Origin of the sequence: Microbulbifer variabilis ATCC 700307 (assembly GCF_000380565.1) — a bacterium.
In the GTDB taxonomy this organism is placed as follows: Bacteria; Pseudomonadota; Gammaproteobacteria; order Pseudomonadales; family Cellvibrionaceae; genus Microbulbifer; species Microbulbifer variabilis.
In genome coordinates, this window is the sequence record NZ_AQYJ01000028.1 from 312953 (window position 1) to 325610 (window position 12658).

General features: G+C 46.0%; 15 protein-coding genes and 1 pseudogene. 10 read left to right on the forward strand and 6 right to left on the reverse strand.

Annotated elements, in window-relative coordinates; genetic code table 11:
* The first annotated feature begins 130 nt into the window (after positions 1–130).
* Entirely contained in the window at positions 131–1648 is a 1518-nt protein-coding gene (locus G367_RS0117110; RefSeq protein WP_020414385.1) for an MFS transporter, read from the forward strand.
* 166 nt (positions 1649–1814) lie between these two features.
* Positions 1815–3221 carry an alanine/glycine:cation symporter family protein gene (locus G367_RS0117115; RefSeq protein ID WP_020414386.1) on the forward strand — a complete coding sequence of 469 codons (1407 nt, stop codon included), beginning with the start codon at positions 1815–1817 and terminating at the stop codon, positions 3219–3221.
* 51 nt (positions 3222–3272) lie between these two features.
* Here the strand turns inward: G367_RS0117115 and G367_RS26495 are convergent, their stop codons facing one another.
* Both G367_RS26495 and G367_RS26500 read right to left on the reverse strand, forming a co-directional pair.
* Positions 3273–3719: a L,D-transpeptidase family protein gene (locus G367_RS26495; protein WP_169337133.1), complete on the reverse strand. Its 447-nt coding sequence runs from the start codon at positions 3717–3719 to the stop codon at positions 3273–3275.
* Positions 3677–3916, reverse strand: a complete 240-nt coding sequence (locus tag G367_RS26500; RefSeq protein ID WP_169337134.1) for a hypothetical protein — start codon at positions 3914–3916, stop codon at positions 3677–3679. Before G367_RS26500 ends, G367_RS26495 begins: the two co-directional genes overlap by 43 nt.
* Positions 3917–4682: 766 nt before the next feature.
* On the opposite strand from G367_RS26500, the gene G367_RS0117130 reads away from it, so the two are divergent.
* The 3 genes from G367_RS0117130 (at position 4683) to G367_RS0117140 (ending at position 7131) form a co-directional block, all read left to right on the forward strand.
* Positions 4683–5000, forward strand: coding sequence for a hypothetical protein (locus tag G367_RS0117130; protein WP_020414389.1), 318 nt, complete (start codon positions 4683–4685; stop codon positions 4998–5000).
* Between the two features lie 8 nt (positions 5001–5008).
* The gene (locus tag G367_RS0117135; RefSeq protein ID WP_020414390.1) at positions 5009–5389 is read left to right on the forward strand and encodes a hypothetical protein; all 381 of its coding nucleotides are present in this window, start codon (positions 5009–5011) and stop codon (positions 5387–5389) included.
* 287 nt (positions 5390–5676) lie between these two features.
* Positions 5677–7131 carry an aryl-sulfate sulfotransferase gene (locus G367_RS0117140; RefSeq protein ID WP_020414391.1) on the forward strand — a complete coding sequence of 485 codons (1455 nt, stop codon included), beginning with the start codon at positions 5677–5679 and terminating at the stop codon, positions 7129–7131.
* 145 nt (positions 7132–7276) lie between these two features.
* Here G367_RS0117140 and G367_RS0117145 read toward each other — a convergent pair whose 3' ends face one another.
* The 3 genes from G367_RS0117145 to G367_RS0117155 are packed head-to-tail and all read right to left on the reverse strand — an operon-like array spanning position 7277 to position 8788.
* Positions 7277–7567 (reverse strand): putative quinol monooxygenase, encoded by a 291-nt coding sequence (locus tag G367_RS0117145; protein ID WP_020414392.1) that lies wholly within the window; start codon positions 7565–7567, stop codon positions 7277–7279.
* A gap of 37 nt (positions 7568–7604) precedes the next feature.
* Positions 7605–8057 (reverse strand): DMT family transporter, encoded by a 453-nt coding sequence (locus tag G367_RS0117150; protein ID WP_020414393.1) that lies wholly within the window; start codon positions 8055–8057, stop codon positions 7605–7607.
* 56 nt (positions 8058–8113) lie between these two features.
* On the reverse strand, positions 8114–8788 hold the full coding sequence (locus tag G367_RS0117155; protein WP_020414394.1) for a type 1 glutamine amidotransferase domain-containing protein: 675 nt from the start codon (positions 8786–8788) through the stop codon (positions 8114–8116).
* A 121-nt stretch (positions 8789–8909) separates the two neighbouring features.
* Here G367_RS0117155 and G367_RS0117160 point away from each other — a divergent pair, with 121 nt between their 5' ends.
* The 3 genes and pseudogenes from G367_RS0117160 to G367_RS27160 form a co-directional block, all read left to right on the forward strand.
* The gene (locus G367_RS0117160; RefSeq protein ID WP_020414395.1) at positions 8910–9791 is read left to right on the forward strand and encodes a LysR family transcriptional regulator; all 882 of its coding nucleotides are present in this window, start codon (positions 8910–8912) and stop codon (positions 9789–9791) included.
* A gap of 57 nt (positions 9792–9848) precedes the next feature.
* Positions 9849–10163 carry a cupin domain-containing protein gene (locus tag G367_RS0117165; RefSeq protein WP_026305209.1) on the forward strand — a complete coding sequence of 105 codons (315 nt, stop codon included), beginning with the start codon at positions 9849–9851 and terminating at the stop codon, positions 10161–10163.
* 367 nt (positions 10164–10530) lie between these two features.
* Positions 10531–10783 (forward strand): annotated as a pseudogene (locus G367_RS27160) (DUF1203 domain-containing protein); the annotation flags it as partial.
* A gap of 94 nt (positions 10784–10877) precedes the next feature.
* Here G367_RS27160 and G367_RS0117170 read toward each other — a convergent pair.
* Positions 10878–11243 (reverse strand): winged helix-turn-helix transcriptional regulator, encoded by a 366-nt coding sequence (locus G367_RS0117170; protein WP_020414397.1) that lies wholly within the window; start codon positions 11241–11243, stop codon positions 10878–10880.
* 112 nt (positions 11244–11355) lie between these two features.
* Here G367_RS0117170 and G367_RS25745 point away from each other — a divergent pair, with 112 nt between their 5' ends.
* Both G367_RS25745 and G367_RS26975 read left to right on the forward strand, forming a co-directional pair.
* Entirely contained in the window at positions 11356–11766 is a 411-nt protein-coding gene (locus tag G367_RS25745) for a GFA family protein (RefSeq protein ID WP_040629041.1), read from the forward strand.
* Between the two features lie 565 nt (positions 11767–12331).
* Positions 12332–12655, forward strand: coding sequence for an alpha/beta hydrolase-fold protein (locus G367_RS26975; RefSeq protein WP_051089525.1), 324 nt, complete (start codon positions 12332–12334; stop codon positions 12653–12655).
* Positions 12656–12658: the final 3 nt, after the last annotated feature.

The following is a 12658-nucleotide window of genomic DNA, read 5'->3' on the forward strand; positions in this document are numbered from 1 at the left end:
GCACAGGGGACCCAAGCCTATGCTAAGGCACTATTTAGTGCTTGCATCCTCCCCCTGTGGGGAGGATGGAGACCTGAGGTTGGCGTGACAGAATGGCAAAATAAGCATAAATAGAGATGCGGTGATCCCAATGACCCAATCAGTAAACGGCGCCGCCGCGCCCCGGGCCCAACAGCCGAGCCTGCCCTTCTGGCAGGTATGGAATGTCAGCCTCGGATTCCTGGGAGTGCAGTTTGGCTTCTCCCTGCAAAATGCGAATGCCAGCCGGATCTTGTCTGATTTGGGAGCGGATTTACACTCGCTGTCACTTTTCTGGATAGTGGCTCCGCTGATGGGGCTTATTGTGCAGCCTATCGTGGGCTCTGCTTCGGACCGTACCTGGAGCCGTTTTGGGCGCCGCAATCCGTATATCCTGTTTGGTGCTATTGCCGCAGCTCTGGGTATGGCGTTTATGCCCAATGCTGGAATTGTCGTAGCTCTGGTGGCGCCAATTTTGTTCGGCGGTGTAATGCTGGCACTGATGGATGCCGCCTTCAATGTCACCATGCAGCCTTTCCGCGCACTGGTGGCAGATATGGTGCCCTCAGAGCAGCGCACCTTGGGATATTCCATCCAATCCCTACTGATTAATATCGGTGCCATTTTTGGCTCTATGCTTCCATTTATCCTCACCAATGTTATCGGCCTGGAAAATACTGCCCGTGCCGGCGAAGTGGCCCCTTCGGTGATCTGGGCTTTTTATATAGGTGCAACAGTATTATTGGGTAGTGTGCTTTGGACAGTTGTGCGTACCAAGGAATACCCACCGGAGCAGTACAATGCTTATAAAGGCCTTGATGCGGAGCAGTTGCAAAAAGAGCGGGAACAGAAAGGGACACTTTTACAACGTTTGGGTGGCTTTTTCCGTTTGATGCTGAGTATGCCCCGCACTATGCGCCAGTTGGCCTTGGTGCAATTCTTCTCATGGTTCGCCCTGTTTATTATGTGGGTATACACAACCCCAGCGATTACCCAGCATGTTTGGGGAGTGGAAGCCAAGTGGTTTGATCCCGCTTACCTTGAAACTGTAAGTGAAATTCCCACGTATATCGCCGCAGCTAAGGGTGCGGCGGGTGACTGGGTGGGCATTATCTTCGCTGCCTATTCGCTGTTTGCTGCGTTGTTTTCGATTGTGTTGGCGAGGGTGGCTCAACTGCTGGGGCGCAGACTGACTTACTCACTATCTTTAGCGCTGGGAGGGTTGGGTTATATTGGGTTCTTGCTGTTTCAGGGTGGCGAGCCGACCGAGGTGAATCTGCTGATCACCCAGGTCTCTGTGCCCAGCGGTGCACTGGGTTTGTTACTGCCAATGATTGGTGTCGGTATTGCCTGGGCGGCAATTTTGGCAATGCCCTACGCGATCTTATCCGACACCCTGCCGGCAGATAAAACCGGTGTGTATATGGGAATCTTTAATTTCACAATTGCTGCACCCCAGATAATTTCTGCTTTGGTGGCGGGGCTGATCTTGAAGTCGGTGTTCGACAACCAGGCGATTTACATTATTGTTTTGGCCGGGGTGAGTATGCTGCTCGGTGCGGTATCAGTATTTTTTGTGCGGGAAACTGTAGAATCGGAAACTGAATTACGGGCTGGTACTACAGCTTAAATTAAATCCCTTTTTCCGCTAATAAGCCCCTTATTCAGGGGCTTTTTTATTGGTGTTAGTCTATCTGAATGGATTGGCCAGAAACTCTGGGGGAGCCCCTGGATTTTGACAGTTTGGTGCCTGTCTACCTAGACTGGCTCTGTCTCACAGAAAATTACAATCTCCTATGTCCTTTTTTAATGTAATCGAACAAGCGCTAAAGATCTTTGCCGATTTTGTCTGGGGGCCACCGCTGCTTGTCTTGCTAGTTGGTGGCGGATTGGCATTACTGCTTTATTCTCGCGGCCGACCCTATCGTCATTTGGGGCACAGTATCGGGCTGTTAAGTGGTCGCTATGATGACCCAAATGATCCAGGCCAGGTAAATCATAGCCAGGCACTATCTACAGCACTTTCCGGTACTCTGGGGCTGGGCAATATTGCCGGTGTGGCCATTGCCATTACCGCCGGTGGGCCGGGGGCCATTTTTTGGATGTGGGTTACCGCTTTGGTGGGGGTGGCTACAAAATTTTATACCGCGACCCTCGCCGTGATGTTTCGTGGCAGTGATACGAATGGGGAGTTGCAGGGTGGTCCCATGTATGTCATCCGTGAAGGTCTTGGTAAACGCTGGATGCCACTGGCTGTTTTATTTGCTGTGGCCGGATTGTGCGGCATGTTGCCGGTATTTCAGTCCAACCAGACTACTCAATTATTGCGAGAGTCTTTCGCCGAACCGCTGGGCTGGGTAGCACCGGGTGGTTCTCTGTTGTTTGATTTTATTATTGGCTTATTAATCGCTATTGCCTCAGCGTACGTGATTGCCGGGCGAATCCAGCGTATTGGCAAATTTTCCGAGAGAATTGTGCCAGGGATGGTGCTGTTTTATTTCACCTTGACCCTGATTGTGATCGGAAATTTTTGGGAGCAGGTTCCAGCGGCATTTGCCCTTATTTTTAGTGATGCGTTTAGTGGCCAAGCGATTGCCGGTGGTGCTCTTGGTACAGTGATCACGATCGGCGTAAGCCGAGGGGCTTTCTCTAATGAGGCGGGTATCGGTACCGAATCATTGGCGCACGGTGCGGCAAAAACCTGCGAGCCGGTGCGCGAAGGCGTGGTTGCTATGTTGGGGCCTATTGTGGATACCCTGCTGATCTGCACCTGTACCGCCCTGGTAATATTACTTACCGGGGCTTGGCAGCAAGGTGAGGGTGTGGCTGGTGTGACTCTGACCGCACAGGCATTTTCTCAGGTGTTTGGCCAGTTGGGGCCCATTCTGTTGCTGTTTATGGTGTTTCCCTTGGCCTTTAGTACAATCGTTACCTGCTGGTACTACGGTATGAAGTGCTATGTGTTTCTTTTTGGCAGTCGCTGGCAGGGGCTTTATACCGGGCTCTATATGGTGCTGATTGTGTTGGGGGCGGTGGCGTCCTTGAGTGCAGTTAACAGTATTATTATTGGCATGTACGCTGTGATGGCCGTACCTACCATGGTATCTACACTGTTGCTGGCGCGACATGTTAATCGAGCTGCTCATGATTATTTCACCCGCATGGAAGTTTCGAGGCGGAAGGGGGCAAAAGTTTCCCAATAAAAGAAAAAGGCGAACTGTTAAGTCCGCCTTTTTATAGCGCTCCAATTTTGCCTAAGGTACGACGGATACCTTTGTTCCAACTCTAGCGTGGCGATAGAAAATCTTCGCCATATGCCAGGGGATACGGATGCATCCATGGGAGGCCGGGTAACCGGGTACATAACCGGCGTGCATGGTGACCGGGCCGTTAATCCGCATCATGTAATCCATTGATGCGCCGCGGAAGCGAGACCCGGCGGGTTTGCGATGGCGGCGTACATCCACATTGCTGCGCAGTACTTGGCCGCGGGCACTGATATAGTGACCGTATAAGTTTGAGCGATGACTATATTTCTTCTCAGAAATACGGAAGTTGCCTGTGGGAGTGCGATGGCCGGGTTTGCCGGTAGAGACAGGAGACATACCGGCAAGGCGCCCACCTTTATAGAAGTAGGCTATCTGGTCACTAAGGTCGATCACAATGCGTGGCGTACCCTGCACATGGGCTTTGAACCACATATGCTGGCCATATCGTGGTTGTGCCCTTTGGTATCGGCCATATCGTGGTTGTGCCCTTTGATATCGGCCGTATCTTGAATATCCCCTTTGATTCCTGCTGTATCTCGAGTGTCCCCTGTAATCCCTTCTGTATCTGTAATCCCTGCTGTACCTGGAATGCCCGCCATAGTGCCCTCCATGTCCCTGGTGAGAGACATATCTCGAGCCTTGGCGGGCGTGGGGATTGGAGTAATCTACGGCATAGGCCAGGGGAGCTAATATTGCCGATCCTACAACCACCAGTGCGGCGGCGAATGAAGAGTTTTTACGTAGAGATCCCTGCACTTTTTGTAGGGGTGTTTTCCGTTGTGTATGTATAGTTCGATGATTTTGCAGCGAAGGTCGGTTATGCATTACACACCTCTCAATTGCCCGTGGGCTGTGCAAACAACCGCAGTTGCGAACTACTGTTACTAATCCCAGGGCGAGAGACAGGCTCCCAGTTAAGCGGGATAAGACAACAGTGAGTGATTCCCCAGTGCAGATTGCCGTTATATTCGGCATTTACTGCGGGATGGGTTAGCAGTGGTATTTGCCACTACAGGTCAAGAGGATGTTAAGGTCGCCATCTTGGGCCAATCACACCAAAATGGAATAAGGGACTTCTTTGTTAGTGCCAAGCTTGTTGGTCAGCGTTTGAACTAATAAAGCTGATACCATTTCGGACTACTCGGTGCCCCTATTTTATCTACCGATTATCCTTTGACAGAAAAGATTGAGCGAAAGGGGTTTTATGAAAACTTAAGTTCATGGAATAGAAAAATATTCTCCGGATAACTGGTAGAGATGGAGACGTGATGTAGTAAAAAGGGGGGGGGGAGTAGAATAATTAAAAAGTATCTAAATAAGAGCAAGAATATACTGGATGATTTATCTTCGTGAATTCCTGAGGGCTTTACTTCCGATGTTAAGGTTGTTCAGGGTTTGATTGAAGAGCTGCCTGTTTTTGCCTCTTCCGAGAGGAATAATAAAACTGCTCAGATCTTTGATGAAAAACACTACTTTGTAATTCCTTTTGAACTTTCAGAGGTAGGTTTTACCTTGCATACTATGCGGTGTCTGCCCAAAGAAATCCCAGAGGTTAATGACCTGCCTAAGCGGCGTATTTTCACTTCTCCAATGAATATTATGAAGGTAGCCTGCGTAAATTCATGGTGGAGTCTGCCGTGGAATTTTCACTTGAGCATAATGAAAAGCACAGAAATCCTTAAGCCAAGCTTGCCGATGATATTGACGCTTTAGATAGAAACATGACTTTGGGAATGTTGCTCATTGGTGGTGTGGCGGCGGTTTTCAATCCTATTGTTGGTGCTGGATTGGCAGCGAAAGTACTGGTTCCCGGTGTAGGTGGGATAGTCAACAAATTTGGATTGCGTCCAGTCGGTGAGAAAATTGATGAAGCTCAATCTAAGAGAGCCATAGCAAAAGCAGAGAAAGACGTTGCCCTAAAGTTTTCTGAGGCTAGTACTCTCAAGGTTGTCAATCCAATTTTACAGGAATTGGAATTGGCTTTAAGAACTACGCAAGAACAACATGATCCGTTGAATGACCCTAATCTGGCTAGTGGATCAATTCCAGAATTGGATGGCAAGCACTGGAGAGGATTAACTGAGAAAGCAATTTTTCATTAATATAAAGATATTTATTCTAATAAAAGCTGACGTAAAAAGCACACCTGGGCCCAGAAGATTTATGCTGGCTTAAAGTTTTGTTTGCCGATATTAAAAACTGATTTACGTATGTTATTTGTTTTTTGGGGATGGTATTAAAATTTTTCCTGTTTTTATGAAAATGTTCGAATAGATATTGTTATGAATGTGGTATTTGCTTATGGAAGAGTAAAAAATTAATTTTATGTAAACCAAATCCCTTGGGTTCCGTTGAATAGTTGGGTTTTCATAAATAAACGGAGTAGAGCATGTATAAGAAGAATGTGTTACTGAAATTTTTTTTATTATTTTATATATTCCTTAGCGGGTTTTCCAGGGCAGAGGTGAGTCAGGCGGATGAAACAACTCTGGGGGCAGTGGAGTTAATACTGAGCCCTCATCCTGATAATAGTCTGATGGTTAATGCCAGTGTGGTCACAGCGTCTAATGCGAGAGTGGCCATCAGATTCAACTCTGCTGATACAGAAAGAAGGCGTACGGCTTATACTGATTTCGGGACTGATCATAACCGAGTAGTGCTCGGTTTGCGATCTGATACGACTTATCAATTCACAGCAGTAGCTGTATTTGAGTCTGGTGAAAAAGTATTGAGTGAGGCTGTGGAGTTTAAGACGGGCCCTCAACCCACTGGAGTACCTGAGGTAAATCTTCTTGCAAAAAATGAGCAGGGTGAAGGGGGGCTTACCGTTTTCGCGCCGTCAGGCAATACTGGTAGTACTTTCTGGGGATTTGATGAAGAGGGCGAGCTTGTTTGGTACTTACATGGTGATTTGCCTGCAACAGGTACCAAGATAGCGAGAAATCTGCATGATGGACGCCTACTGTTGTTATTGAGTGGTGAGGCGCGCACTATTTCATTTACAGGGGAAACCCTATCCTCTATTGAGCTGCCCCCTTACCATCATGATGCTCTATTACTAGAAAATGGTCACATACTGCTATTGAGCAATGAAACCGAAACAATCAATGGGACTTTATTACAGGGAGACGCAATTATAGAGCTCGATACCCAGGGTAACATTGTATGGGAGTGGTCTGCTTTTGATCACCTGGATACAGGCCGTTTCCCAGGCGATCTGGCCGCAAGAGTGTTACCCAATGGGGCTCTGGATTGGACTCACTCTAATGCACTGCATTATATCGCTGAAGATGATTCTATTCTTCTCTCCAGCCGTTCCCAAAGTTGGGTGGTCAGTATCGACCATAAGAGTGGTGAAATTAACTGGATTATGGGGAGGGACTCAGTAGTTTCTAAAGAGCTATCAGAGAAGTTGTTCGCCCTTGATAATGGAAGCTGGATGGCTTCCCAGCATGCTGCAATGAAGACTGGCGATGGAGAAATATTAGTCTATGACAATAGAAATGAGTCTGAATTAAGTGGAGATATTTACAACAGCCGCGCAGTTAAATTTCGATTAGATACGGAAACTATGTCTGCGGAGCAAACCTGGGAATTTGTTGCGCCTAAATATACTGCATCTCTTGGAGATGTCGATGAGCTTATAGGTGGAAATATCTTAATATGTGCTGGGGGCCCAGGAAGTGCAAGTACAGGTGGTGATCGCAATGCGCACTTGATAGAAGTGACATCAGGAGATATACCTGAGACTGCTTGGGAGGTGGAGGTTGTTGATACCACAATTTACCGAGCAGAGCGTGTTAGTTGGGCTGAACTTTTAGGAAGAAGTTCTGGAAACAACTAGTTTGATAGCCGCTCCATTATTACCCTTTTCCAATTCATAAAGGCCTACCTTTAAAAGCCCAGCAAGTCCATAGTTAATCAGATGCTGTGGACTTGCTTTTACCTATTGAGTGAAAACTCCATAATCAGTTAACTTAATTTATATTTTATAATTCAGTGTATTTTTCAATTCTTGCTTCTTCTGCTAAAAGTGGGGCTAGCTGGGATAGTATATTTTTCAAATGGTCTGTGTTCCAATGCTGCTGCTCAGCTTCCGCAGACTCCCATAGTTCAAGAGTCGTAAATATATTACTCTGATCCGTGGCGGGCAGTATTTTATAATATAGGCAGCCGGATTCATTTTCAGATTCCTTTGCCAGTTCTGTTAGCAGTTTTAATACCGGGGTTGCCTTATCCGGCTGGGCTGTGACTCGCGCCATAACGTATAAATTAGCCATTGCTTCTACTCCAAAGGTTTAAATTGTGCTTAAAAGATCACGAAGTGCGTTTAACTACTAGCAAAACACCAATAACCATCATGGCCAGTCCAATTAGGCGCTTTGTGTCCAGGCTGGATTGCTGCGCCCCAAGTAATCCGAAGTGATCGATAACACTAATAGCGAGCAGCTGTCCAAGAAGAACGAAAGATACTGCATTGCCCACTCCATATCTTGGGGACACCCAAGTGACACTCAATATATAAAATGCGACTAAAATCCCGCCGAGGTAGAAATACCAGGAAATGCCTTTGTGAAAAATTTCGCCTGGGATTCCTTCCGTTTTAAAGAGGTAAACTGAGGAGATTACCAATCCAACAAAAAACAGTAATGTCGTTGCCAGGGCTGAGCTACCGAGCTTAACACCGAGACCACTGTTCAGTGTTGCCATTACCGGTATACCGACACCTGCCAGGAGCATTAAGGACGGATAAAAAATTGCATTTTGCACTTTTGGAACCTCTACTCAAGGTTGTGGGCCGGTACTTGGACCGGCCCGCAGCCCTATTAGCTGGCAAGTTGCTTGGCAATGGCCAAGCCTACGCCGTGTGCGCTAGCTGGGTTTTGGCCGCTGATTACACGTCCGTCCTCAATAACAAACTCCTGCCAGGGCTGGACTTTGTTAAACCGGGCCGAAGTTCTAACGAGAGACTCTTCTAGCAGGAAGGGAATATCGTTAATAGTACCGAAGTCAATCTCTTCTTCGCGGGTAAAAGCCGTTACCGATTTGCTGGCCAAAAGCTTTTCCCCGTTGCTTAGGGTGATGGGCAGGAAGCCAGCTGGACCATGGCAGACTGCCGCCAGGATGCCGCCTTTTTCATAGTGCTCAGCACTCAGTTTGGCGAATTCTTCATTAGTTGCCAGGTCGGAGAGCAAGCCGAATCCTCCTGGATAAAATACTGCATCGTAGTCGTCAATATTCAGCTGATCTACGGGGATGGTATTGTTGATACGGTTCTGGAAATCCTCATCGTCCAGCATCTTCTGGTTCACCTCATCGCCCTCAATATCCGTACCGTAAATAGGAGCCTTGCCGCCTTTGATTGAGGCAATATCGTAGTCGATGCCATTCTCCTTAAATACATGAACGGCATGGGTCAGTTCGGGTGAGTAGGTGCCGTTGGCTTGATCGGTTTCACCCAGGGTGGCGTGATTGGTAACCGGGATAAGTACTTTCTTCATGTCTGTTTCCTCTATCGGTAAGCATTCAGTGGGGAGGGATTGTAGATTGTCCTTAATCTGCTGATAATATATCTATTCGGTTAAATACCTTTGCTGTATAGCAACAATAGAAGTTTGAAATATGGAAAATTTTGACGGCCTGGTCGAGTTTGTAGCTGTGGCGGAAAGCCAGGGTTTCTCTGCGGCAGCGAAGCAGTTGGGGTGTAGCACCAGCCATGTCAGTCGGCAGGTCTCACGCTTGGAAGAACGTCTGGGCTGCGCCCTTCTGGCCCGCACCACACGCCTGGTCAGCCTTACCCAGGCTGGAGCAGTCTATTACCAGCGCTGTAAGGAACTGGTGACTGGATTGCAACAGGCGAATGAACAGGTAAGCCAGCAGCAGTTCCAGCTCAGTGGAACCCTCAGGGTGAGCTGTGCTGGCCTCTTTGCCGAGCAATATGTCGCCCCGGCCCTGATGGAATTTGGTGTAGAGCATCCAGAATTAAATATTGATATGGATTTCAATAGTCGGATGGTTAATTTTGTTGAAGATGGTATCGACTTTGCCATTCGCTATGGTCGCCTGGAAGATTCCGGTTTGGTAGCTCGAAAGCTTGCAGACCGGCAGATGATGGCAGTTGCCAGCAAAGAATATTTAAGACGAAACGGCATTCCCGAGCGCCCTGGTCAACTGAAAGTACATAGCTGTATTGTGACAAATAATGATCAATGGATGTTTGAAGTAAATGGAGGACAAGAGGTTGTGAAGGTTAAGGGGCGCTGGAGAAGTAATAATGCCCATACCGTTGTAGAAGCCTGTAAACAGGGGTTAGGTATTGCCTATATGCCTAAGGGCAGTTTTAGTGAAGTTGTTGAGGAAGGTTTGTTAAAGCCAATTCTTAAACCTTTCTGGAGCAGGGGAGCCAGTAGCTGGATTGTCTACCAGAATCGTCGCTTCTTGCCACTACGCGCAAGAATGGCGATTGACTACTTGGTGGAGTATTTCTCTGGTTGGAAAGAATAATTTTGAACAAGTAGCTACCTTATGTATCCTCGACTAATCAATAATGAGTTGGCCTGGATGAAAAATATATTCGCTCACTTACCTGCAGATACATCTGTGGAGCACTTTACAGACATTGTTAAATCAGGGGATATGCGTATTGAGAGAATCGTATCTTATGGGCAATCCTCCCCTGAACAGGGTTGGTATAATCAGGAACAGAACGAGTGGGTAATCGTTTTATCAGGGTATGGATTGATTGAATTTAATTGCGGAGAGAAGGTGCGCTTGGAGGCTGGTGATTTTGTCGAGATTACAGCGGGGAGAAAGCATCGGGTACTGGAGACCTCTTCAGAAGAAGCTACAGTTTGGCTTGCTGTTTTTTATACATAGATGTCGCCATTTCTAATGAAGCATTTAAGAATAATCCTATTTTAGGGTTACCTGCAAATCATATTGGTACCTATTGCACTTCCGAAATTGGCCTGCCGAAGGCTTGTTTGGAAACTATGCTTATTGGCCTAATTATTAGTTAGGGAAAAATTGGCGTGAATTTTCAAATTAAAGGTCTTGATCCAGCGAATTTACATCACTTATATAACTGCTCAGAACCTCATCTAAAATTTAAAAATATGGATTGGAAATTCGCAGATGCCAGCCCTGGTTATCCCTGAGGATCTCACTGCTAGATGCTGAGGTTGGTGAACGAATACTTTGTATACCATTCGTACACTTCAATTAACGAACCTTTTACTGTACCTCAGGTCCGGTTTTTATTAGGGAGGGTGCAAAACCGACAACATTGAATGTTAATGAAATTCCAGAAATGTTGAAGCACCGACTACTTTCTTTAAGGGCATACTGTTGTAATGATTTAATGGTGGCGGCAGAGGTATGCCAGGGGGTTGATTTGGAAGCTGGGCTAAAAAATGTTCAGTAGTGCAAAGGTTGATTATGTTCATATTCACAATGCGGCTCCTGGTTGCTTTATTTGCGCTGTATACCGTATATGATCTTGTGGTATTTACCTTTTGTGACAAAGCTAATTCTTGCTCTGGATGACTGATAATCAGTCTAACAGCTGAACAACTTCTACTTTGCTTTAAATTACCTTTCTTCTTGCATAAACCATTTAGGTGGAACCCAGGTATCTTCAATATATTTATTGCCCCATCGGGCAATTTCCTGGAGGATCGGCAAAATATCTCGGCCTTTCTCTGTTAGCAGATATTTGTAACGCTTGGGTTTTTCCTGGTACAAGGATTTTTCAATAATTTTTTCCGACTCCAGCATTCTAAGCCTTTCGGCCAGCCGGTTTGTTGGAATCTTCTCTGGTGAATTAGCGAGTTCGGTATAAGTCTCTTTTCCACAAATCAAGTCCCTGAGTATTACCAAGGTCCATTTGTCACCAAATACATCCAGTCCGCTCACTATCGGACATCCGGAGCGCAAAAAGTTCTTATCAGTGGTCACGGTTGTTCCATTCGATTCAATGCGATAAATAGTAATACAGTAACTTGCAAAATTGAAGTTATGCTTATAGGATTTAATAACTTCAAAATCGTAAGTTACTATGGAGGAAAAAATGTCAAATTTATCAGGGGAGTGCCTATGTGGTGCTGTAAGTTATACGTGTGATAGTGATGCTGTAATGGCGGGGCATTGCCAGTGTACGGACTGCCAGAAAATTAGTGGTGCAGGACACATATCGAATATTGCAGTTCCAAAAGATAGTCTTAATATTTCTGGCAAGCTCACATACCATGAAAAGTATGCGGAAAGTGGCAACCTGATAATAAGAGGGTTCTGTCCTCATTGCGGCTCCCATATATCTGCGGAAAATAGTGGAATGCCCCAGTTTGAATTTTTGCGGGCAGGAACTTTGCACGACTTGGAAAAGTTCAGACCATCCATGGTCGTGTACTCGGGCAGTGGTGCTTCCTGGGATTATATGGACCCAGACCTCTCTAAATTTGAAAAGATGCCTGAGCTCTAAGTTGATTGGAGCTGAAAAGGCCATCACTGAATGAGGGATATCCCAATGAGAATAATGACGTGTACACAATTAGGAGATGCTTGTGACCTTGAGTTTCGCGCCAGCACCTTTGAAGAGATGGCGGAAATGAGTAAAAGGCATGGTGTCGAGATGTATCAAAAACAGGATCCCCTTCACTTACAAGCCATGCAAAAAAGCAGAATCTGATGGAAAGTCCTGAAGTGATGCAGGAGTGGTATGAGGCCAAGAAAAGGGAATTTAATGCTCAGCAGGAATGCTGAGGTAGTTAACCACGCAGCAGTCTGTGACATACAATCGGACTGGATATATCAGTCCGGTTGCAGAAAAACTGTTTGGGTAGTAGTACTATCTAATAGTTTTTCGATAGTTAATTTTATACTGATTGCTGTATGATTTTGGGTGGAAATCTAGTGATTAATGTCACCTTACTCAATAATAAAATTTATTTTTACCATTATGAAAATAATAGCTAAATAGCTTATCCTCTTTTGTACTTCACTGGAGTCAGCTGTTGTTGGGACCTTAGGATTTTAAAAAACCACCTTTGGGTATTGGAGATTCTATAAGTTTTCCATCCAAAATATCGGATGAAAAGCGTAGCCTGAATGTTTACCTGCCGGAGAGTGATCAAAGAGAACCAAAAAGGGACTATCCAGTAATATATCTTTTGGATGGATCTACAAATGAAGATTTTATTCATATTGCAGCCTTGTTACAGTTTGGTTCCTTTTTCTGGATTGATATGGTTCCTGAGTCGATTCTTGTTGGAGTTGTGAATGTAGGCAGAAAGCGGGATTTTACCTTCCCCTCTACGGAATCCCGGGATCGTAAGGAATTCCCATCTTCAGGGGGGCAGATCAGTTTATAGAGT

Excerpts from the sequence above, each read along its gene's own strand:
- G367_RS0117165 (WP_026305209.1), top strand. The coding sequence starts at position 9,849 with ATGAAAAATATATTCGCTCACTTACCTGCAGATACATCTGTGGAGCAC.
- G367_RS0117145 (WP_020414392.1), bottom strand. The coding sequence starts at position 7,567 with ATGGCTAATTTATACGTTATGGCGCGAGTCACAGCCCAGCCGGATAAG.
- G367_RS0117115 (WP_020414386.1), top strand. The coding sequence starts at position 1,815 with ATGTCCTTTTTTAATGTAATCGAACAAGCGCTAAAGATCTTTGCCGAT.
- G367_RS0117110 (WP_020414385.1), top strand. The coding sequence starts at position 131 with ATGACCCAATCAGTAAACGGCGCCGCCGCGCCCCGGGCCCAACAGCCG.
- G367_RS0117155 (WP_020414394.1), bottom strand. The coding sequence starts at position 8,788 with ATGAAGAAAGTACTTATCCCGGTTACCAATCACGCCACCCTGGGTGAA.
- G367_RS26500 (WP_169337134.1), bottom strand. The coding sequence starts at position 3,916 with ATGTCTCTCACCAGGGACATGGAGGGCACTATGGCGGGCATTCCAGGT.
- G367_RS0117160 (WP_020414395.1), top strand. The coding sequence starts at position 8,910 with ATGGAAAATTTTGACGGCCTGGTCGAGTTTGTAGCTGTGGCGGAAAGC.
- G367_RS0117140 (WP_020414391.1), top strand. The coding sequence starts at position 5,677 with ATGTATAAGAAGAATGTGTTACTGAAATTTTTTTTATTATTTTATATA.
- G367_RS25745 (WP_040629041.1), top strand. The coding sequence starts at position 11,356 with ATGTCAAATTTATCAGGGGAGTGCCTATGTGGTGCTGTAAGTTATACG.
- G367_RS26495 (WP_169337133.1), bottom strand. The coding sequence starts at position 3,719 with ATGTGGTTCAAAGCCCATGTGCAGGGTACGCCACGCATTGTGATCGAC.
- G367_RS0117135 (WP_020414390.1), top strand. The coding sequence starts at position 5,009 with ATGACTTTGGGAATGTTGCTCATTGGTGGTGTGGCGGCGGTTTTCAAT.